We start from the raw sequence: 21,668 nt of genomic DNA, 5'->3' as shown, positions 1-21,668 counted from the left end.
TTTCCGTCGTACAGTGTGTGCTATCTACGAACGGAAAGTCCGGTTTTGCGATTGAGCGTGCGATTCCACGCCCCCTCTGCGATGAAATTGTTAGTGGCGAGACGACGATTGCAGTCGTGACTTCTGCGGCCGTCGTTCCGCCAAAGTCACTGTCTCGCAGGCGTGACATAGAGTCGGAAATTGCAAATCGAACTCTGTCGGAAGACCAGTTTCGCTTGAACCTGTTTTGCTTCTATCTCACCGACTGCTCTACCGTCTCTACTTCCTCGACTGAAAGCCCGTAGGCCCGATACACCAGTCGGTCGATGGCGGCGTCCGTTCTGGCAATTTTCCGTTCCAGTTCCTCGACTCGTCGATTCGTCTCTACGAACTCGCGGGCATCCTCGGGTTCCGGAACGCGGAGCGATTCCAGTCTGTCGAGTGGTGAGATGGTTTTCATCGCCCGAGTGGTGAACCTCTCGCTCGCAGTGGCACGCGGGACGTACCATTCGAGCAACTCGCGCCATTCCGCATTCCCTTCGACCACCAACACCGGAATCGGGTCGGTTTCCGTGAACCCCCACGAATCGGTTTCTTCCTCCTCGTCGGGTGAATTTCCCCTCCCGTCCTCGGGTCGGTATCGCGCCGTCGCGGAAATAACGAGTTCACGGTTTTTTCCCTCGGTGCCATTTTCGGCCACCGACACAGTTCCGAGTCGGAGGCCGTCCCGCGTTTCGCTCGTCTCGAATAGCACCGAATCGGTTCGGAGTCTCCGCGCTAGTTCGCCCAACTGCTGGCCGTTTGCTTCTGGAAGTCGGATTTCGATGCCTTTGCGTTCGCGCCGAAGGTCGCACATTCGGGTTGCGAGCGCGACCACTGTCTTTCGCTCGCTCTCGCCGACTTCCGCGGGAATCGGTAGTCGTCGCGCGAACATCGGTTTGAACCGGAGGTAGCCACCGCTGACGTGGGTGCCGCCGTACACCTGCTGGAACCAGCAGGTCGCCACCGTCGAGTTGATGACCGCGAGGAGGTAGCGAAGCGGCAGGTCGGATTCCGACCGAACGCTGTACAGCGTGTTCAGGGCGTACAACCCCTCGTCGTCGTAGGCCGCGACTGGGCGCTCGCTGATGTCCCGAAGGAGCAGTTTGTCGTCCTCGAACACTTTCCGGTCGCGCAGACTTCCGTACTCGTCGTCGCCGATGAGCGACCGGTCGAAACGAATCCAGTCCCCGTCCCACTCTACCCCGTAGCGAGAGACGTTCCCGCCGCTCACGAGTCGTTCGCAATCCGGGCCGGGGTCGTCCACGACGAGTTTGTCACGCACGTTTCCGGTGTGGATGCCCTCGGTTTGGCTGACGTGCGACCCCAGTTCGTCGTTCTCGTGCCTGAGTCGCTCCGCAATCGAAACGAATGCCGGGTCGATGCCGACGGGAATCACTCGGTCACCGAGTTCGTCCACGAACGACCGCGAGAGGCGGGTTTCGACCGCTGTTTCGATTCCTTCCGTCTCGATTCCTCCCGTCCCGACTGCTTCGCCCTGTCGAACCCGAATCGTCTCCGTCGGCCCGCTACCCGATTCGACCGTGACCACGAGAGGGTAGACGCTGGCGTCGGCGAAGACGGAGACATCCGATACGTCCAGCAGTTCCACCAGTCGATGCCGGTCGAGTAGGTGGTCGCGGAGGGTTCGTCCGTACCGCGCCGTCGTCCATTTGTTCGGGACGACGCAGGACACCCGCCCCCCGAGTTTGGCCATTCGTTCCACGAAGGGAACGTAGAGGTCGAACGCGCCGGTTACGGTGTCGAAGCGCGATTTCAGGGCTTTCTTTCGTCCCTCCGAAATGTGCCGACTGCGGACGTAGGGCGGATTTCCGACCACTGCGTCGAATCGCCGATTTCCTCCCGACCGTTGCCTCTTTTCAGTGACGAACTGCCCCAGTTTGGGCCAGTTCGTCGTTTCCGCCAGCGAGTCGCCCACTCGAAGATTTTCCACGGGCCAGAATCCGGTTTCGAGCCACACCGACGACCGGGCGAGTTCCACCGCCAGCGGGTCGATGTCCACGCCGAAAACGCAGTTCTCGGCGACTTTCTTTCGCACTTCCTCCGACTGGTCGCCGCGGAGTTCGGCCAGTTGGTCGATGGCACAGGTCAGAAAGTGGCCGCTTCCCATCGCCGGGTCGAGGACCGTGGCCTCGGGGTTCCCGTCGATTGCCTGCGAGACGGCGTACTCGACCACGTTTTCGGGCGTGTAGTACGCGCCGACGGACGCCCGTTGGGTCGCGTCCTCCGTGAGTTGTACCTCGCCGTCGGAAACGTCCGGTTCGCAGTCGAGCAGTCGCTCGTACACCCCGCCGAGTTGGCGCGTGGTGAGTCGCTCGTACTCGATTTTTCCAACTGTAGATTCGAGTCGCGTCGTCGCCTCCGGCGACAGCGACTCGAACCGGTGCCGCCGTTCTTCGAGTTCGTTTCCTTGTGCAAACGGTGGCTCATCGCGTCCTCGCTCCGCCGCAAATTTCGAAACGAGTGCACGAAACACACCGACGAGCGCGGCGTCGAACGCCGCGCTCGGGGCAGTTTCGGTTTCGCGGAGCAAGTCTCCCGTCGCCAGTTCGAGCGCGTTTCGAACGCGCTCGTCGAATCGCTCCGCAGGTGGCCCGTCCGTGCCGCGGAGTTCGTCCATTGCTTCTATCTCACTCTGCGGTCGGATAAGTTTTCACCTAGCTTACAGAGTGGATACTCTGTAGTGCAAAGCGACAGAAGACGGGAACGCTCACCTACTCAATCATTCATTCACTCATTCACTCGGCGTACAGCGAGTAGGCAATCGCGGCGAAGCCAATCGCGGTCAGCGCGCTTTCGATGACGAGGACGAGATCGCGGTCGATTTGGAACGCTTGGTCGGCAATTCCAGCGAGGAACGCGCCGAGGGTGACGATGCCGAACCCGATTGCCAGCAATCGAAGTGCTTTCGACCCGGTTCGACGGTACGCTTTGAACGCGAAGTACGTTATCACCCCTCCGAGGGCGAGCGTGAGCGTTTTGAGTACGATGACGATTGGTGAGACGTTCATGTTTCTTTTCGTACCTCCGACCACAGCCGTTCGAGTCGCTCGTCGGTCGTTCGCGGCGGGCGCTCTATCGTCACGTCGAACTCGCAGTCGTCGGTCAGCGAGATGTTCACCGATTCCACGGCGAGTCGGTATCTGGACGTGTGATGGCCGTCTTCGCGGATTTCGGTTAACTCCCTAACGAGTGATGCCGCAGTGAGCAAATCGAGCTTTCGGTAGAGCGTCGAGAGCGGGATGTCGGTTTCCTCGGCGAGTTCGCGTGCGGTCTGCGGGTCGTTTAACTCCATGATTATTCGTCGGCAAGCGGGGTCGTCGAGGGCGGCGAGTACGTCCTGCAACTCGGGCGCGTCGTCTGCCAAATCCCGCACCATTCGATTGCGTTTTCCGCGTCTCAATACATAATTGGTTCGACTACTGGCACCGTTTTCATTCCGCGAGAATCACCGAAAATCCGGAGACGGTACGGGGACTAACCCCGCCATTTCCGCTGTTCAGCGGCGGAAGCCGAGGAGTTCGTAATCGTGGTCAGGTTCGTATCGTCTGAACAACAGGCTGTTGCCCAGCACGCTCACGCTGGAGAAGGCCATCGCGGCCGCCGCGAGCGCGGGTTGCAGGAGTCCGAGCGAGGCTAGCGGAATCATCGCCGTGTTGTATCCCAGCGCCCAGAACAGGTTCTGTTTGATTTTCGAGAGCGTCCCCGCAGAAACCCGGATCGCTTTCACCACGTCTCGCGGGTCGTCTCGCATGAGCGTCACATCGGCGGCCTCGATGGCCACGTCGGTTCCGCTCCCGATGGCGGTTCCGACGTATGCCGAGGCGAGCGCTGGCGCGTCGTTTACGCCGTCGCCGACCATCATCGCCCGTTTGCCGCCAGACTGCACGTCCTCGATAACGTCCGCCTTCTCGTCCGGGAGGACTTCGGCGCGGACGTTTTCGCGGTCGATACCGACCTGCTCGGCGACCGCTTTGGCGGTTCGATCGTTGTCGCCCGTCAGCATGAGTACGTCCAGCCCGCGCTCTTTGAGGTCGTTCACGGCCTCTTTCGCGCTCTCTTTCACCTCGTCGGCGTCCGCGACGACGCCGACGAGGTAGCCGTCCACGGCGACGAGCATGGCCGTCTTCCCCTCGCGTTCGAGGCGTTCCATCACGCCGCTCGCGGGACTCGGGTCGATTCCCTCGTCGCGCACGAGTTTCCGGTTGCCGACGACGACTTCGCCGTGGCTCGTCTCTGCACGAACCCCATGGCCTGGAACGTTTTCGAACGAACTCGGCTCTTCCACGTCGATTCTACGTTCTCTCGCACCCTCGACGATTGCTTGGGCGAGTGGGTGCTCGCTTCCGTGTTCCGCGCTGGCCGCCGCGGCGAGGACGAACTCCTCCGTGAGTTTGTCCTCCGGTTCAAGTTCGTCTGTCAGCGTTTCGGTTCCGCCGTCAGTCGTCGTTTTCCCGCCTGCTGCCTCTCTATCTGCCGTCCCTCCGTCGGTCGTCTCCCCGCTGGTCGTCGGTTCGAGGGCCACCACGTCGGTCAGATGCATCTCGCCCTCGGTCAGGGTGCCGGTTTTGTCGAAGACGACCGTGTCGGTGTCCCGAACGCGCTCAAGCACGTCGCCGCCTTTGAACAGGACGCCAGTTCGCGCGCCGATTGCGGTGCCGACCATCGTCGCCGTCGGGGTCGCAAGTCCCAGCGCACAGGGGCAGGCGATAAGCACCGCACTGGCGAAGACGACGACGGCGAACTCGAATCCCGAGACGTTTCCACCCGCGACTTCCGGGCCGCCGGCGACCGGATTCCACAGCGGAAGTGCGTTCACGAATCCGGCGAGAACGTCAGGGAAGAGATACCAGACGACGGCCCAGAACAGTGCGTTGGCGATGACCGCTGGGACGAAGTACGCGCTGATTCTGTCCGCGAGGTTCTGGATTTCGGGTTGACGGGCTTGGGCCTCCTTCACCATCTGTACGATTTGCTGGAGAGCGGTTTCTCCGCCGACCTTCGTCGCGCGAACCGTGAGAACCCCGTTTTCGTTGATGGTCGCGCCGATGACTTCGTCGCCTTCCTCCTTTTCGACCGGGACGGATTCGCCGGTCACCATCGACTCGTCAACCGCGCTCTCGCCGTCCACGACGACGCCGTCGGTCGGGATTTTCTCGCCGGGGCGAACGCGGAGTCGGTCGCCGACTTCGACTTCGTCCAGTGGAACTTCGCGCTCCTCCCCATCCTCGACGACCACTGCCGTGTCGGCTTCCAGTTCGAGCAGTTCGCGGAGGGCGTCGCTGGCCCGGCCTTTCGAACGCGCTTCCAGCCAGTTGCCCATCGTGATGAACACGAGGATGAGCACCGCGCTGTCGAAGTAGGTTCCGCCGGGGATGAGCGCGAGCATGACGGTCACGCTGTAGAGGTAGGCCGTGGTCGAACCCAGCGCGATGAGCACGTCCATGTTCGCCGTCCGATTTTTCACGAGCGCCTTGTAGGAGTTTTCGTAGAACTCCTTGCCGAGCAAAATCTGGACGGGGGTCGCCAGTAGGAACTGGATAATCTGAATATCGACGCCGAACAGCGTTTCGCCGAGCAGTTCCGGAAAGAACAGATGCTCGAACATGAACGCAACGAGCGGAACCGCGAGCACGGCCCCGAACAGCGTCAGTCGAAGCTGTTTTCGAATCTCGGCGTCGCGCGCCGCTTGGCGCGCGTCGCTCGCGCTCTCGGTTTTGCCGCTATTTTTGCTTCCACTCTCGCCATCGGCACCTTCGGCCTGCCCGTTTTCCCGAACCGGGGCGTATCCCGCATCCTCGATGGCTGCATAGAAATCTGAAACGGTCGCCTCGGCGGGATTGTACTCGACGCTGGCCTCGTCGGTGGCGAAGTTGGCGTCTGCGTTGATGACGCCGGGAACCGATTTCAGCGCGTTCTCCACCGAGCCCGAGCAGTTCGCACAGGACATGTTGGTGATGCCTATTGTCGTCGTCACGCGAACCGGGTCATAGCCAGCGTCCTCGACGGCCGCGTAGATTTCGGCCAACGAGACGGCCTCCGAATCGTACTCGACGGTGCCTTCGTCGGTGGCGAAGTTGACGTTCGCCTCCCGTACGCCGTCGAGCGATTCGAGCGCCTCGGTGACCGTCCCCGAGCAGTTCGCACAACTCATCCCCTGGATATCGAGTTGCGTTTTTTGCGCCATGATTGTCTCCTTGCGTTCACATACGGGATGCTTCTTCATTCACATTGCCCTTTAGAAACGAGCGATTTGAATCCGTGAAACCTTGGATACTGAGTCGAACCGCGAATACAGTCTCAACTCAGAATATATTTTTTCGAAATCCGTTTCCTGTCGCGGTTTGTTCAATCTATCCGTAGTTTTTTAAGTCAATACGAAGTCAAATTCGACTGATGAGTCGCGCCCTCCTCGCACTCGTCCTCGCGCTGTTGCTCTCCACCGCAGGATGCAGTTCGTTTCTCGGCATCGACGGTCGCAATCCGGATTCGACCCCCGATACGACGACAAAGTCCCTTTCGGGTGAACTTGCGCCGGGCCTCTCGGCGGACGGTCTGACGAACCCATCTAACCTCGTTGATGCACACTCTCGCGTTTTACAGGACGATTCCTACACGATGCGGGTTCGGAGCGTCGGGAAACTCGATGGAAACGTTTCGTCTCGGTACAACGCGACCGAACACCGCGGGGAGAACGGTAGCCACTACGATCTCTCGGTTTGGCATACGATGAACTCCTCGTCGCGTGCTAACTCCACGGCCACCTATCGAGGCGGTGCGTGGTCGAACGGCGAACTGCGACTCTCGATGCAGGAGAGAAACAACAGTGCGTCGTACAAACGTACCTCAGTCGGCCATCTGAACCCATCGCAGAATCGTCCTCCGCTGTACTCCCAAACTCGTAATCAACTCCAGTCGCTTTTGCTGGCGGTCAACGTCACGAACGTCGAACGAATCGACACTAATTCGGGGACATTACGGTACCGCGTCACGGCGTCGGAACTCACGAATCCCGACGCGCTTACGCCATACTATCTCGACTCGGTGAAAAACGCCTCGCTCGTCTTCGTCGTGGATACGTGGGGATTGATTCACCAGTATGAGTTCGAAGCGACCGGAATGGCCGACGACCGACCTGCACGAATCACGGAGTCGATGCGGCTTTCGGACATCGGACGAACGACCGTTTCGCGGCCGTCGTGGTACGAACGGGCGATGGAAACGGGGAACAGTTCTCGGGAGTCATGATTTTATCGCCGACTCGTCTGTGCCTGCTCCGGCAGTGAAGCGTTTCGCGCGTTTCGCATGACGCGTCCACCGAGTGCGGCCAGCAGGACGCCGACGACTGCGTCGCCCCAGAGGGGAAGCGGCCCGGCGGTCGGAGCGACGAAGGGCCGCGTCACCTGCCAGAGGCCGAGTAGGCCGAGGAGTCCGCCCGCGGCGACGCTCACCCGGCGGTTTCGCCACGAGCAGACGAGTCCATAGGCGGAAAGGAACAGGACGGTGACGCCGACGACCATGTCGTTCCAAAAGTTCGACGCGAACATCGCCTCGTAGACGACGAACGGAGCGCACAGCAACCACAACCCCAACGGGATACCCACCAAAACCGTTCTGTTCCCTCCCATCGTGTTTTCCTTCATATCGTATCCCACCTCTGTCTCTCAGACGACCGTTTTGCCGATAAGTCGAACGGCTGTATCAGCAACTCTACTTTCACTATTACAAATTCACTTGCTTTATCTGTGTCGGTCGTGTAGACGGTTCTGATGCGCGAAACTGCGCCACTTTCGGAGTCGCACACCGTGATGAGTGAAATCCTGATGCCGAACGACGCGAACAACCTCGGGCGGGCACTCGGTGGGTCGGTTCTCCACTGGATGGACATTTGTGCCGCCATCTCGTCCCGCCGATTTTCCCAGCGGCAGGTCGTTACGGCGTCGATGGACCACGTCGATTTCCTCGGCCCTATCGACCTCGGTGACATCGTGACCATCGAAGGATACGTCTTCGAAACCGGACGGACGAGCATGGAAGTCGTCGTGAACGTCGGGGCGGAGCGTCCGTGCGAGAACGAAAACAGGACACTGCAACCTCGTTTTTCACGATGGTCGCGCTGGACGAAGACGAGAAACCGGCGTCGGTGGCGGACGTTCGCTGTCCGGATGGCGAACAGGAAACGCTCCGCGACGACGCCCTCCGGCGTCGTCGCAAACGCAGGGAAGCGTTGGGTTCGCCGAAAAACTCGGCGTAGCGTCTCGATTTTGGCTTACGACCAGTCTAGCGACCCGCCGCTTTGGTACTCCGTGACCTGCGTTTCGAAGAAGTTCTTCTCCTTGTTGAGGTCGGTCTGTTCCGACATCCACGGGAACGGATTTTCGGTTCCGTACTGCTCGGGGAGGTCTAACTGTCCCAACCTGCGGTCGGCGATGTGTTCGACGTAGTCGGCGAACTGCTCCGCGCTCATACCGAGGATTTCGTCCGGGCAGGCCTCGTAGGCGTAAATCTTCTCTAACTCGACGGCCTCGGTGATGAGGTCGATAACTTCGCCGCCGAAATCGTCCGTCCAGATGCCGGGGTTCTCCGCCCGAATCTCGTTGATGAGGTCGATGCCGAACCCGAGGTGGAGCGACTCGTCGCGCATGATGTACTCGAACTGCTGGCCGATGCCGACCATCTTGTTCTGACGTTTCAGACCGAGCATCATGGCGAATCCGGCGTAGAAGAAGATTCCCTCCATGATGACGTAGAAGCCGACGAGGTCGCGGACGAACTCGCGCACGTCTTCGTCTGTTTCGATGGTGAAATCGGGTCGGTTGATTGCACGCGTGAGGTCAACGACGAACTCGTCTTTCTCCTCGATGGAGGGCACTCGCTCGTACATTCCATAGAGGTAGTCGGGGTCGAAGCCGAGCGAATCACAGCAGTAGATGAACGTGTCCGTGTGAATCGCCTCTTCGTAAGCCTGCCGCAGGAGATACTGGCGACATTCCGGGGCGGTCACGTACTCGTACAGCGCGAGGACGATGTTGTTAGCGGTGAGCGATTCAGCTGTCGAGAAGAAGCCGAGATTCCACTCGATGAGTTGGCGCTCGGCGTCCGTGAGGGCGTCACCGTTCCACTGGGACACGTCGTCCTGCATTGGGATTTCCTGTGGCACCCAGTTGTTGTTGACGCCCGCTTCGTAGTATTCGCGCGCCCAGTCGTAGTCGATTGGCAGTATCTTGTTCGGGTCGTGTTCCGCGTCGTTGTTGATAATCGGCATGGATTGTGGAAAATCGTCTGTCTCGGTTTACTGGCAGGCGTCGCAGGTGGGGTCTTCGACGGTGCAGAGTTCGTTTTCAGCACTTTGTTGGTCGCCGGTTCGCCGTCCGCCATCTGTTTCGGCTGACTCGGACTGCGAATCGTCCCGGCGCTGACTCTTCCCGTACTCGGCCATGTCCAGCGTCGATTTCTCTATCTGTGACGCGCCGAGGGTTCGAAGGTAGTAGGTCGTTTTCAGGCCCAACTCCCACGCGGTTTTGTAGATGTCGTCGAGAAGCGTGCCGTCCGTGGACGGGAAAAAGACGTTGTGCGAAACCGACTGGTCTATCCACGTCTGGCGGTGTGCAGTCAGTCGGAGTTGATGACGCGGGTCGATTTCGAACGCGCCGCGGTACAACTCCTGTCGGTCGTCGGGAATCGCGTCGATTTCTTGAATGGAACCGTCGTGGTATTTGATTCTGTCCACCATCTCTTCGTCCCACAACCCCTCGTCTTGCAGGTCAGCAACCAGTTGGTCGTTGATGACGGTAAAATCGCCGGACATGTTCGATTTCACGTAGAGGTTGGAGTATAGCGGTTCGATGGACGGCGTCGTCCCGTTGATGGTTGAAACCGTCGCTGTCGGCGCGATTGCCATCGTATTCGAGTTCCGCATCCCGTGTTCTTCGACGTGTTCGCGGACGACGTACCAGTCGAGCGATTCCTCGCGGTCGGTCGGAATCGTTCGTCCGCGCTCGGATTCGAGCAGGTCAACCGTATCCTGCGGGAGCAGTCCGCGGTCCCACTTCGACCCCTCGTAGGAGGGGTACGACTCGCGCTCTTCGGCGAGTTTCGAGGAGTTCAAAATCGCGTGATAGGAGACGAACTCCTGCCAGCGGTTCGATTTCTCGACCGCTTTTTCCGAGTTCATCGGTATCTCCAGTTCCATCAGGGCGTCGTGGAATCCCATCGTTCCGAGTCCGACCGGGCGGTGTTGCATGTTCGAATATTCGGCTTGGTCGGTCGGATAGAAACAGAGGTCAACCACGTTGTCCAGCATCCGCATCGCGGTTTCGATGGTTTCCGCGAGATGGTCGCGGTCGAGCCTCGCGGGCGAGTCCGCCCGCTCGGTTTCCGCGGAACTCCGTTCCGCGCTCTCACCTTCCGAGACGTGCGTTGCGAAGTTCACGCTTCCCAGATTACAGACGGCGTGTTCGTCCTCGCTCGTGTTTAGCGTGATTTCAGTACAGAGATTCGAGGAGTGAACCGTCCCGACGTGGTCTTGCGGCGAGCGGACGTTACACGGGTCTTTGAACGTTATCCAGGGATGGCCCGTCTCGAACAAGCGGGTGAGCATCTTGCGCCAGAGTTCTTGGGCGTCAACCCGTTCGTATTGGCGGAACTCGCCGTTTTCGGCCTGCTGTTCGTATTCGAGATACTGCTCCTCGAACGCTTCACCCGACAGGTCGTGGAGGTCGGGCACTTCGTCGGGGCTGAACAGCGTCCACTCCGCTTCGTTTTCGACTCGCTTCATGAACAAATCCGGAATCCACGCCGCCGTGTTCATGTCCGGCGTGCGCCGCCGTTCGTCGCCCGTGTTACGTTTCAGGTCGATGAACGCGGGGAAATCCATGTGCCAGCAGGCGAGGTAGCCACAGGACGCGCCCCGACGTTTGCCGGAGCGGTTGATGGCCGCCGTCACGTCGTTGCTGATGCGGAGGAACGGCACGACGCCGGTGGATTCGACGCCGGTGGATTCGATGAGTGCACCGCCAGCGCGGAGGTTCGTCCAGTCGTTGCCGAGGCCGCCGCTCCACTTCGAAAGCTGTGCGTGGTGTTTGTAGGAGTCGAAGATGTGTTCCAAATCGTCCTGCACGGTCGTCAGGTAACACGACGAAAGCTGTGGGTGGGTCGAGCCGCTGTGGAACAGCGTCGGCGTCGAGGGTGTGAACTCCAGTTTCGAGAGCACGTCGTAGAACTCCTTCGCCCGTTTCTGTGGGTCGTCCTCCTCGATTGCGAGACCCATCGCAACGCGCATCCAGAACGCCTGTGGCAGTTCGAGATGCTCGCCGTTCTCCTCGGTCTTGAGAAAGTATCGCTGATAGAGCGTCTCGATTGCCATGTACTCGAACTTCTCGTCGCGGTTCGGTTCGAGATACTCGGCAAGCCCTTCGAGGTCGAATCGCTCGACGAGTCGGCTATCGAGCAGGTTGATTTCGACGGCGCGTTCGAGGTTGGCGACGAAGGTCGCACGGTACTCGCGGTCGAGTTCGTAGCCCGTCAGGTCGTCGTCCATGATTTCGCGGTAGTATCGCTGGCGGAAGACGCCCGCCGCGATGCGTTTGAACGCGGGTTCGCGTTCGACTCGTGCGGTGAGCGCCTGAAGAATTGCTCGATAGACCTCGTCGGTCGATGCGCCGTCGTAGAGACTGCGCTCGATTTCGGTGCAGAGGTCGTCGCGCTCGTCGTCGGGGAGAATAGTTTCGTCGTCCGTGCGTGCTCGGTCGAGAATCGACCGAACGTCTTCGGTGGTCGTTGCGGTAGCGTGTTGGCTCATGATGTATCGGATTTGTCGGTCGAATCGATTGAACTGGATGCATCGAGTTTGGAATCGAGAACCGCGTCGAGTTCGCGGAGGAACTCCTCCGGTTCGGAGAAGGCCTTGTACACCGAGACGAATCGGATGTACGCCACTTGGTCTAGCTCGCGCAATCGCTCGGAGACTAGGTCGCCGACCAAACTGGACGAAACGATACGAGTCTCACGAGATTGCAGGTCGGACTCGACTTCTTCGACGAGATTCGTCACATCCTCTTCGGGTACGTGGCGTTTCTCGACAGCGCGTTCGATACCCGCGCGGAGTTTCTCGAAATCGAACGACTCGATGCTTCCGTCGCGTTTCTTGACTTGGAGGGAGTCCCACTCCGGGCGCTCGTAGGAAGTGAATCGGAACGAACAGCGTTGACACTCGCGCCGTCGTCGCACCGACGTTCCGTCGGCGCTCGTTTCCGTGTCGATAACTCGCGTGCGCTCGTTCCCGCAGTCCGGGCAGTTCATAGTTGTCACTACGTGGGCCTCCAGCTTGAACCCCTCTATGTGGGGTGTCGATGTTTTAGCCGCAATATATGGTGTCTGGCCGTGTGTGTATAAAGGTTACCCAATTAAATTGGAGTAATACAATTACAATTGTATTCGCTGGTGTAACCGACGAGGACGCATGTAAAATGAGTTGCGGAGATGGATTTTTGGCTCAGTTGGAAATCTCGGCAGATGATACGAACTGCATGCTGGATATCGAGGATACTGTTAGAGACGGACGGAATTTGGTCTAAAGTGGAGTGGCTCAATACGTCGATAGATTAGAATTGTGTGTCGGTCACCACCGCTCAGACTCGTTCGACAACCGAGAGTAAACCCGGAAATGAGGTCTCGCGCGTTTCGAACGTTACTTCCTGCGTTTCCAAGAAGTTCCACTCCTCTGCGAAGGCGGAAGATACGTCGGTAGGAGTGAGGGGATTCGGCCCTCCATCCTCCGGTGCACCTTTAGCAAATCCGACGAGGAACACACGACCTCCCGCCGGAACGATACCAGCAAGTTCACGGGCGTAGTCCTCGCGCTGTTCGTTCTGGAACGCGTGAAACAGACCGCTGTCCAGCACGGTATCGAACGTTCCGATGTCCTCGGGAACGTCAAGTGCATCTGCGACCCGAAACGTCGCGTCGAGACCCCGTTCTTCGGCCTTCTCCCGTGCTTGTTCGATTCCCTTCTCGGAGAAGTCTATGCCCACGGCTGTATGCCCCTCCGCTGCTACCCAGAGTGCATGCGTTCCGGTTCCACAACCAACGTCGAGGACGCGACCTGATAGCCCATCACTCTTGACAGCGTTCACGAGGGCTGGCTGTGGCTTACCGGTATCCCATGGAGGAGCGGTTTCGCTTTCGTATACCTCGTTCCACCACCTCGCCGGGTCATCCGTCTCGGATTCTGACTGGTTCGACATGGGTTGATACTCGATTCAGTCAAGAATAATAACCCCGTCGAAATGAAACGGACGCTGGATGACTGTGCTGGTACCTGTTTGTAGATTCTCCACATATTCCCGTGGAATCGAAATGACGACTTCCGACACGAACCGCCGAACGAAAATTCGGTAAAATCGATTCCCTCAGTTCGACTCGTGAATCTTCTCCCCGCGATTCAGCCTATCCGCAATGACGTAGGTCTGTTCGGCCTCCCGACGCGTCGGGAAGTGCGCACCCATGTAGCGAGCCAGCGAAATCAGCGCCAGTTCCTTCTCCTCCTCGTCGTCGCGCAGGTCGAACTGCGCGAACGAGGCTTCCAAATTTTGGAGCGTGTGGAATCCGGCATCTTCGCGGAGGAGGGCCTGTCCGAGGGTTTCTTTCAACTTTCCGGGGTCGCCGCCCGCCGAGAAATGCTCCGCGACGATGGCCCCGGCGGCGTTGACGTTGCCCTCCTCGTCGAACGTTTCCAGCAGTTCCTCGCGGAGGTCTTCGGGGTTGGCATCCGAGGAGTCGATGGTCGGCACGGGCGTCGGCGGCGTGTTCAGGAATCGGTCGAGGTAGACGCTCATCGCACCCGCGAGGACGCCGCGGTAGAGTGCCGTCGAACTCGCGCGTTTCGCGGCCTGTTGAACCGCGTTGTTGTAGGTGAGCGTGTGGTGGACGGTGTTCCAGTCGCTGAACTCGTTTGCCGTACCGAACTGGGCGACTCGCATCAGGGAGGCAAACGAAACCCTGTCCGCTAGTTCTTCGCAGGTCGCGCCCGACCGAATCGCGTCTTTCAGCGCGTTGAGAATTTCGTGTGGGTCGTCGGAAAGGAGGATTTCTGTGAAGTCGTCGGGTTCGTTCCACGTTTTTTCATTGCCCGCTTCGACCAACTCGGGAAGTTGGTCGAAACTGTCGAACAGCAGTTCCGCCAAATCAATCGGCTGTGTCCACGAAGAGAGTTCTTCGCTCCGCTGAGCGTCGGTCAGTCGCGGGATGACGCTCGGCAGGACGGTTTCCGCGTGTTCCCAGCCGATGTGGTCTAGCAGTTCGAGCGATTTGTTGATGAAATCGAAGCTGTGTCCAGCGTCGAGATAGAGGTGGTCGGTCGCCGCGGTGTACAGTATTTCCGCGACCTGTTCCGGTTCGAGGGTAGCAATTGCGGTTTGCAGACAGCGTTCCGCGCCGTCTCGGTCGCGCACCTCCACACAGTCGCGGAACCATTTCCTGAGTCGGTCTGCCGGGACTTCTTCCGTCTCAAACGACGGTTGGTCGAACCGCGGCGATTCGCCTTGACAATCCGACGCCACGTGTCGCAAGCCGGTGTAGAGCGCCCGCGGTCGGTCGTCAGCTCCGAGGTCGGGGAGGACGTTTGCCATGCAAGAGTGAATCGTCAGGCCCGAACTCCATCCCTGTTCGCGATAGCGAGTGCCGAACGCCGCGCCGATTCGAAGCGGTTCCGAATCCGGAACGTCAGCGTTCGAGAGGCCGATGACGGATTTCGCCACGACGAGTCGGAGATTCTCTTCGAGGCCGGTTTCGAGTCGTTCCGTCCAGTGTTCTTCCGGCGGTGCGTCGCGTTTCGGCGTGGTGTTCACGTAGATGTCGCCGTCGCGTTCCTCGATTGGAAACGCCTGCACGTCGTCGGCCCACGGGTCGAACGTGTCGCCGCAGGACAGTTCGAATCTGGCGTGATGCCAGTGGCAGGTTAGAATGCCGTCCTCCACGCTTCCTTCGGTCAATGGAAAGCCCATATGTGGACAGCGGTTGTCTACCGCGCGAAATTCGCCTTCGTGGTAGAACAGGGCCAACGATCTTCCGTTTCGGTTCACTAGCAGTCGGCCTTCCTCCCTGAGTTCGTCGGCGTCCGCGACGCGGACGAACGATTGGTCTGTTCCCGGTTTCGTCGAATCGCCCGTTTCGTCTGTTGCCATGCATGATGACTAGTCACACGGCATCAAAACGGTTCGCTGAAATGAATTACTGTATCTATTCAATCAGTTCGTCGCACCCTCTTGCAGGCGTTCGTATCGGTCGGCGAACTGCGCCTTGCAGGACGAACAACAGAAGTGGTAGAGTTCCCCCTCGATTCGAGTCGATTCGCCTTCTTCCGTGACGGTGTTGCCGCACTCCACGCAGTCCGGCGCGAACTCGATGGTTCCGGGTTGTGGGTTCCATTCGTCGTCAACCAAGAGTTGCACGTCGTACTCTCGAACCGCCTCTTCACCGATGGCATTCGATAGCAGTGTCTCGATCGCTTGCTCTTGCAGATTTGCCTTGCAGACGATGTGCGCGTCGGCGGTGACGAAGACGTGTTCGACGCCGTCGAACGACGCGAGCGATTCCCGAATATCGCCGACGTGGCCAGGTTTGGCGTTGACGGTGACGAGGAGAGAGAGTCCGTCGGAAAGGATGTCGTGATTCAAATCCGCGGTGAATCGGCGGATGACCCCGATTTCTTGTAGTCGCTCGACACGGTCGGAAACGGTCGGCGGTGACAGACCGACGGTTTCGGCGATTTCGTTGTACGGACGGCGAGCGTCCTCTACCAACAACCGGATTATCTCCCGGTCGGTGTCGTCGAGTTGTCGCATTACACTCCTTTTGGAGTGGTAGAATAAAAACAGTTTTCGCTATCACACGTCATTACCGGATTGACCTGTGTATTCCGACCCATCGGTTCAATTTTCACTTATTTAATAAATGAATTATCCTTTGTAGTAACCTGTGTTAAATTCTACGGCTACTCTCACGTCTTCCGAAACTGAAAAAACCCATTGGAAACGAGTAGCGTGCATGACAACCACGATTCAGGTGGATGGAATGAACTGCGGCCACTGCGAACAGAGCGTCGTCGATGCGCTGGAAGACCTGTCCGGCGTTTCCGATGCGAGCGCCGACCACGAGGCGGGAACGGCAACTGTCGAAAGCGACGCGGACACGAACACCGACGAACTCGTCGCAGTTGTCGAGGACGCTGGCTACGACGCCTCGGCGTAGTCGTTCGAAATTCGTTTTTCGATTTCGTATTTTTGCGACGAACGTCTCCCGGAGTCGAAATGCTTAGACGGTCACCGACCAATCTGGTCCCATGAGCGACCTGTTGGTTCGTGCGGCACGCGGCGAACGCACCGAGCGCCCACCGGTTTGGCTGATGCGGCAGGCTGGCCGGTACATTCCCGAGTACCGCGACATCCGCGAACAGTACAGTTTCAAGGAGGCTATCAAAAATCCGGAAGTCGCGGAACGAATTACGCTGCTTCCGTGGGAACTGTTCGAACCTGACGGTCTGGTGATGTTTTCGGACATCCTGACGGTTCTCGAACCGCTCGGCTTCGACTACCACATCGAAAGCGGCGTCGGCCCCGTCGTCTCGAATCCGGTTACGAGTCCGGACGACGTGCCGACGGAGTCCGCCGATGTGGCCACCGAAATCGACTACGTCGGGAAGCTGCTCACTCGATTGCAGGACAGCGTCGGCGACCAGACGAGCATCATCGGCTTCGCTGGCGGGCCGTACACCCTCGCGTCCTACGTCGTCGGCGACGAACCGACTTCCCGCAAACCAATTCGTCGCTTCCGTGCGAACCACCCCGACGCCTTCCGCGACCTGCTGGAGGCGTTTACGGACGTGGTCTGTGAGTACGTCGAATATCAGGTCGAACACGGCGCGGATGTCGTCCAAGTGTTCGACACGTGGGCGGGCGTGCTGACGCCGGACGACTACCGCGAGTTCGTCCTGCCGCTCCACCAGCGCATTTTCGACAGTATTGACGTGCCCTCTATCGTCTTCGCGCGCCATCCCGGCGGCAAACTCGATTTGCTTCAAGAGTCGGGCGCAGACGTGGTCGGACTGGACTGGACAATCGACATAACCGAGGCTCGGGAGGAACTGGGTGACACGCCCGTCCAAGGAAATCTCGACCCGTCCTACTTGCTTGGCGACCCTGAGTTCGTCCGAGAGAAAACGCACGAGGTCATCGATAAGGCGGGCGACTCGGGACACATTCTGAACCTCGGCCACGGAATCGACCGAACCACGCCCGTGGAGAACGCGAAAGCGTTCGTGGAGGCGGCGAAGGAAGTGGAGCGCTAAGAAGACGATGGGCTACTAGTTCATCCGAATCACCGACCCGAACTGGCTTCGTTTTCGGTTATAAATCTACGCCGAGAACGGGTGGCGTCTCTTGGTTCCCTATTTTCGACCTGCTGGCCGAGTTGCGGGCGACTCGGCCAGCGCCGTCGCCACCTTCTTTGCTTCCCGAATTCGACTCGGAACGCCCATTCTGGCTATGTAGTTCGTGGCGAGGTGGATTCCATCGGGTGCTTCGAACTCGTCTAGTGCGTCCCACGAGGTGTCGTAGGCCGGGAATCCTCGGTCGAGTCGGGCAACACTCAACACGTCTGCGTTCGCGTCCATCACGTCGTTGAACTCTGTTCGGGCGATTTCACCCAGCACCTCGTCGCTTTCTTCGAGCAGTTCCGGGTTCTTCATTCCGCCGAGGAAAACCGTATATACGCCATCTCTCCCGAACATACTCGCGTTCCACGAGACGCCGAGGGTGTCGAGTCCTTCGTCGTGGCGCACCTGATAGCCGAATCCGTCGTGGTCGCAGTCGGCGCGGAGGTGAACCAGCGCGAGGGGGTTGTAGTTCAGGCGTGCGAGCGCGTCCGCGGAATCGGCGAGTCCATCGAGAAGGTCGGCGCTCACTTCTGCGGCCGTGGTGAGGACGAGTTCATCGACTTCGAGTGATTCGGATTCTGCTTCGAGGACGTAGCCATCGTCCGACCGTCGTGATTTTCGGATTTCCGTGACCGCGGTTTCGAGGTGGACGTTTTCCGCGTGCGCGTCGTAGAGCGCCTTCGGAAGTCGTTGGACGCCGTCCTCGAACGAAATCGCGGGGGCGGACGTTCCGCCCGCCATCGCGCGCTTGAGAACCGGGGTGAGCAGGTCGCCGTACTTTTGCTCCATCAGGAGAACGCCGGAAAGCGCGTGCTTGACGGGCATCTGTTCGGGTTCCGAGCCGTAAATCCCGCCGAACAGCGGTCCGATGAGGTTTCTGTAGGCTTCCTCGCCGAACTTCCGGGTGAACAACTCTGCCGCGGTTTCGTCGGGGTCTGCCGGGTCGGTTTCCCGTTCTTTCAGCACGTCGAGTTTGCCGCGCCACGAGAGCAAGTCGGTCGTGCCGAACTCCTCTATCGAGAAGGGTGCGCGCCGGAGTTTGCCGTTGGCATAGACGAACAGTTTCGTCTCTCCGGCCTCGATGACCTCGTCGTCCATTCTGAGGTCGGTAATGAGTTCATCAACTGGCCCTGTTCTCCGAAGTCGTTGTGGTCCCCACTCCAGCAGATAGCCATCGACTCGTCCGCTCCGGATGACCCCACCCGGTTCCGAATCCGCTTCGAGGACGACGTAGTCTGTCCCCGATTTTTCGAGGTGGTGCGCGAGTGCGAGTCCTGTAATTCCCGCGCCGACGATACCGACCGTCATTGCTCGAACGGGGCGTTGAGACACATCGTGCCCGGCGTGTCCTTACACTGGCACTGGCGGAACTGGTAGTAGGACGGGTCGAAATCCGCGACGAAGGGCTCCACGAGGTCGGCGAGGACGCCGGAAAATCGCTCGTCGTCGTGGGGAACCGGAACTCGGTAGAAGTTCAGTCCGACCTCCTCTGCCTCCTCGCGGAGTTCGTCGTCCAGTTCCGAGAGCGTCTCGCTCTGTTCGTGCATGAAGCTAATTGGCTCGATGACGACGCGTTCTGCGTCCACTTCGGTGACCACGTCTTCGACTTCGGGTTCCGTCCACGGAATCTTCCGGTTGCCGTGATTTTGGAAGCCGAGAGAGTAGGATTCGACGCCGAGTTCGCTAGCCATCACGTCGCAGAACTCATCGACGTAGGTGTCGTAACGACTGCCTTCGTCCAGATAGTGGGTCGGGGTTCCGTGCGCCGAAAAGACCAGTTCGGTATCCTTGTCGGTGAGGTCGAGTCCCTCTTCGTCGGCGTACTGCTGGATGTTGCTCGCTCGAATCCGGTTGTAGGTCGGGTGTTTGTGCCAGCCGGTGACCTCGTGAACCGGTACGTCCCAGTCCAACTCGGCGACGGCGTCGGTCATCTCTTCGAGCGAAGCGACTGTCGTGGAGGCTCCACAGAGGGGATAGATGGGAAGCCCGACGAGTTCGTCCACGCCGTCTTCGTGGGCTTGTTCTACCGCGTCGGCGATGAAGGGTTCGGTGAACTGCATGCCGACGTAGGCTTTCGCGTCGAGGTTTCGTTCGTCGAGTTCGGTCTGTAGCGCGTCTGCCTGCGCTTTCGCTTGCGGGTCGAGCGGAGAGCCGCCGATTTCTTCGTATTCCTCGATGAGGCTCGACACGCGGCGTTCGGCGAGTTGGCGTGAGCGCTCGCGCGCTTCTTCCTCGGTGGTGTCTCCCTCTAAATCGGCGTTGTTCATGAAGATACGCTCCAAATAGTCGAGGACGTTCTCTCGCGTCGGTTCCGCCGGTTCCCCGAAGTTGAGTACGACGACGCCGGTTGTCATAATCGGTTCTCAGGACGGATACGCCGAATAGTTGTCGCTTGCGGAATGGGATTCGTTCCCACAGACTCTATCAGCCTTGCTGTAAGTGAATGTTTATCATTAATCCGTTACTACCAGTGAAAAGATACCAGATGACACTGATGGATATCCTCGGTCGCGTCGAATCCCGTGAGAAGACGCTCACGGTGTTCAATTCTGACGTTCCGGAACACGTCTTCCAAGACATCGAGACTCACTTCGCAGTACAGAACGTCGCGGTTCGACAAGCGCAAACGGAGAGTGGACTGCCACGTGATTTCGCCGTCCTCTACAAGGGTGCAGAATTTCTCGCCGCGTCTCCTCTTTCCGACCTCCGAGAGGCCCTCGCATTCGAAGGGAAACTGTTTGACACGACCGATTTCGACTCGCTTCCGAACCCCGAAGTACTCACGCACGTGGACGACACTGTATTTACCTCCTATAGCAAGCGCCGAATGATTCTCGCGTCGCGCGAAATCGAAGAACGCGCGTGGCGTGTTGGCGGCGGGGAACTTCATGTCGGTTTCCAGCGACTCTCGCTTCTGCGTGACCAGTGGGACCTGTACGAGAAAATTGTGGAATCGGGGTGCGAAGCGCACGTTTACGGTTCCCTCGACTGTGACCTTCCGGAATCATCGCTTGCGATTCACGCAACCGAAGAAAACGAAATCAAACGAACGTGGTTCGTCGTTTTCGACGCTCCCGACGGAGCAACCGACTGTGCTCTGTTGGCGGAAGAGAGCGAACCGAATCGGTTCTACGGTTTTTGGACGTATGACTCCGGCATCGTCGGCGAAATCCGCTCCCACCTCCGGGAAACCTATCCTCTCGGCGAGGAGACTACGCTATCATCACTGTCGTAATTCGACTGCGACTGCAACCACTGACGTTTTCGTTTCGCGAAGATTACAAAATTACAGCCACTCGTCGGCCCACGTTCCGATTTCCTCGAAAACCGGGGCGAGCGAATGTCCCTTGTCGCTCAAACTGTAGTAGGTCGCAATCGGTGCATCGGCCTCGGTTCGACGGCTGACGAAGCCCATTTCGCCGAGGTCGTCCAGCACGCGTGACAGTGTCCGAGAACTCGCCCCCGTAGAGCGTTTGAGTTCGTTGAACCGTTTTTCACCGTCTTGGAGGTCGTGGAGGACGACGAGTCGCCACTGCGACCCGATTTGCTCGAACGATTCGACGACGCAACAGACGCTTTTCTCGTGGTCTGCTGATGTTGATGACATTCAGATACTCCGGTTACGGCTATGTCCGCGAATCTATATATTGGTTCGGGTTCGAATCAGGTGACGAAATGATACTACAGTTTCTGGATTCGTGGTTTCGTACTTGCAATCGAAACGCGCCCGAGGCGTTGCTCGCCATTCCTGTTCTTCTCTTGGACGAGCTTTGGCTGATTTTCCTGACGCGACAGGAGTGGATTCCTGAAAACGCTGTTCCGTTTGAGTTGGTACGGGGTGTCCTCGAACCCGAATGTTCGTTTTTGCTGTATTCGGTTAAAATCGGTTGCTGATCCTTTTTGAACGGAAATCTGTCGGCCAACATATCCTCAATGCAGCATATTATAGTGTACTTTCGCACGCGTATGCGCCCGTTACAACCACAGTTCCGTAGCCGTTATTGCAACATTACCACGCATGACGTGTCGAGACTTCCCAAACAACATCTCATTCGACGGCCTTAAATGTATGCCTGCCATTCGTACAAATGCGAAGGTCGCACGGTGGTCTGCCACCGCGTGACTGCTCGACTCCCACGCCATCGCGGCTGAAAATCGGAATCGGGCAAAAGAAAACCCAATCCAATGCTCTTAAGTG

The 21,668-nt window shown here is 58.8% G+C and carries 18 protein-coding genes and 1 pseudogene; 5 read left to right on the top strand and 14 right to left on the bottom strand.

Going from position 1 to position 21,668, the window contains the following annotated elements; all coding sequences use genetic code 11:
• Positions 1-232 precede the first annotated feature (232 nt).
• The 4 genes from BW974_RS18110 to BW974_RS18095 all read right to left on the bottom strand — a co-directional run bounded on the left by BW974_RS18110 (position 233) and on the right by BW974_RS18095 (position 6,226).
• Positions 233-2,659: an Eco57I restriction-modification methylase domain-containing protein gene (locus BW974_RS18110; RefSeq protein ID WP_076431654.1), complete on the bottom strand. Its 2,427-nt coding sequence runs from the start codon at positions 2,657-2,659 to the stop codon at positions 233-235.
• A 118-nt stretch (positions 2,660-2,777) separates the two neighbouring features.
• Positions 2,778-3,050 (bottom strand): DUF7521 family protein, encoded by a 273-nt coding sequence (locus BW974_RS18105; protein ID WP_049972094.1) that lies wholly within the window; start codon positions 3,048-3,050, stop codon positions 2,778-2,780.
• Entirely contained in the window at positions 3,047-3,418 is a 372-nt protein-coding gene (locus tag BW974_RS18100; protein WP_076431653.1) for a winged helix-turn-helix domain-containing protein, read from the bottom strand. Before BW974_RS18100 ends, BW974_RS18105 begins: the two co-directional genes overlap by 4 nt.
• Before the next feature lie 120 nt (positions 3,419-3,538).
• Entirely contained in the window at positions 3,539-6,226 is a 2,688-nt protein-coding gene (locus BW974_RS18095) for a heavy metal translocating P-type ATPase (RefSeq protein ID WP_076431652.1), read from the bottom strand.
• A 209-nt stretch (positions 6,227-6,435) separates the two neighbouring features.
• On the opposite strand from BW974_RS18095, the gene BW974_RS18090 reads away from it, so the two are divergent.
• Positions 6,436-7,287 (top strand): DUF7537 family lipoprotein, encoded by an 852-nt coding sequence (locus BW974_RS18090; protein ID WP_076431651.1) that lies wholly within the window; start codon positions 6,436-6,438, stop codon positions 7,285-7,287.
• Between the two features lie 2 nt (positions 7,288-7,289).
• Here BW974_RS18090 and BW974_RS18085 read toward each other — a convergent pair whose 3' ends face one another.
• Positions 7,290-7,682, bottom strand: a complete 393-nt coding sequence (locus BW974_RS18085) for an SPW repeat domain-containing protein (RefSeq protein WP_076431650.1) — start codon at positions 7,680-7,682, stop codon at positions 7,290-7,292.
• A gap of 126 nt (positions 7,683-7,808) precedes the next feature.
• Between BW974_RS18085 and BW974_RS18080 the strand changes: the two are divergent.
• Positions 7,809-8,293, top strand: a pseudogene (locus tag BW974_RS18080) (acyl-CoA thioesterase).
• A 15-nt stretch (positions 8,294-8,308) separates the two neighbouring features.
• On the opposite strand, the gene BW974_RS18075 reads toward BW974_RS18080, so the two are convergent.
• From BW974_RS18075 to BW974_RS18050, 6 genes are all read right to left on the bottom strand, one after another.
• On the bottom strand, positions 8,309-9,304 hold the full coding sequence (locus BW974_RS18075; RefSeq protein ID WP_076431649.1) for a ribonucleotide-diphosphate reductase subunit beta: 996 nt from the start codon (positions 9,302-9,304) through the stop codon (positions 8,309-8,311).
• Between the two features lie 27 nt (positions 9,305-9,331).
• Positions 9,332-11,839: a ribonucleoside-diphosphate reductase subunit alpha gene (locus BW974_RS18070; protein ID WP_076431648.1), complete on the bottom strand. Its 2,508-nt coding sequence runs from the start codon at positions 11,837-11,839 to the stop codon at positions 9,332-9,334.
• Positions 11,836-12,339 carry a transcriptional regulator NrdR gene (nrdR, locus tag BW974_RS18065; RefSeq protein ID WP_076431647.1) on the bottom strand — a complete coding sequence of 168 codons (504 nt, stop codon included), beginning with the start codon at positions 12,337-12,339 and terminating at the stop codon, positions 11,836-11,838. Before nrdR ends, BW974_RS18070 begins: the two co-directional genes overlap by 4 nt.
• 329 nt (positions 12,340-12,668) lie before the next feature.
• Complete coding sequence (locus BW974_RS18060; protein ID WP_076431646.1) at positions 12,669-13,283, bottom strand: class I SAM-dependent methyltransferase; 615 nt, start codon at positions 13,281-13,283, stop codon at positions 12,669-12,671.
• A gap of 165 nt (positions 13,284-13,448) precedes the next feature.
• Positions 13,449-15,221 carry a Rieske (2Fe-2S) protein gene (locus BW974_RS18055; protein WP_076431645.1) on the bottom strand — a complete coding sequence of 591 codons (1,773 nt, stop codon included), beginning with the start codon at positions 15,219-15,221 and terminating at the stop codon, positions 13,449-13,451.
• A gap of 63 nt (positions 15,222-15,284) precedes the next feature.
• The gene (locus BW974_RS18050) at positions 15,285-15,881 is read right to left on the bottom strand and encodes an AsnC family transcriptional regulator (protein WP_076431644.1); all 597 of its coding nucleotides are present in this window, start codon (positions 15,879-15,881) and stop codon (positions 15,285-15,287) included.
• Between the two features lie 202 nt (positions 15,882-16,083).
• Between BW974_RS18050 and BW974_RS18045 the strand changes: the two genes are divergently transcribed.
• Positions 16,084-16,287, top strand: coding sequence for a heavy-metal-associated domain-containing protein (locus BW974_RS18045; protein WP_076431643.1), 204 nt, complete (start codon positions 16,084-16,086; stop codon positions 16,285-16,287).
• Between the two features lie 91 nt (positions 16,288-16,378).
• On the top strand, positions 16,379-17,383 hold the full coding sequence (gene hemE / locus BW974_RS18040) for a uroporphyrinogen decarboxylase (protein WP_076431642.1): 1,005 nt from the start codon (positions 16,379-16,381) through the stop codon (positions 17,381-17,383).
• 99 nt (positions 17,384-17,482) lie between these two features.
• Here the strand turns inward: hemE and hemG are convergent, their stop codons facing one another.
• On the bottom strand, positions 17,483-18,778 hold the full coding sequence (gene hemG / locus BW974_RS18035) for a protoporphyrinogen oxidase (protein ID WP_076431641.1): 1,296 nt from the start codon (positions 18,776-18,778) through the stop codon (positions 17,483-17,485).
• Positions 18,775-19,824: a ferrochelatase gene (hemH, locus tag BW974_RS18030; protein WP_076431640.1), complete on the bottom strand. Its 1,050-nt coding sequence runs from the start codon at positions 19,822-19,824 to the stop codon at positions 18,775-18,777. Before hemH ends, hemG begins: the two co-directional genes overlap by 4 nt.
• 131 nt (positions 19,825-19,955) lie before the next feature.
• Here hemH and BW974_RS18025 point away from each other — a divergent pair, with 131 nt between their 5' ends.
• Complete coding sequence (locus BW974_RS18025; RefSeq protein ID WP_076431639.1) at positions 19,956-20,705, top strand: DICT sensory domain-containing protein; 750 nt, start codon at positions 19,956-19,958, stop codon at positions 20,703-20,705.
• Positions 20,706-20,756: 51 nt separating this feature from the next.
• Here the strand turns inward: BW974_RS18025 and BW974_RS18020 are convergent, their stop codons facing one another.
• Positions 20,757-21,077, bottom strand: coding sequence for a winged helix-turn-helix transcriptional regulator (locus BW974_RS18020; protein ID WP_076431638.1), 321 nt, complete (start codon positions 21,075-21,077; stop codon positions 20,757-20,759).
• Positions 21,078-21,668: the final 591 nt, after the last annotated feature.

Origin of the sequence: Haladaptatus litoreus, assembly GCF_900156425.1 — an archaeon.
Lineage (GTDB): Archaea > Halobacteriota > Halobacteria > Halobacteriales > Haladaptataceae > Haladaptatus > Haladaptatus litoreus.
This window is presented reverse-complemented; position numbering and strand designations above follow the sequence as displayed.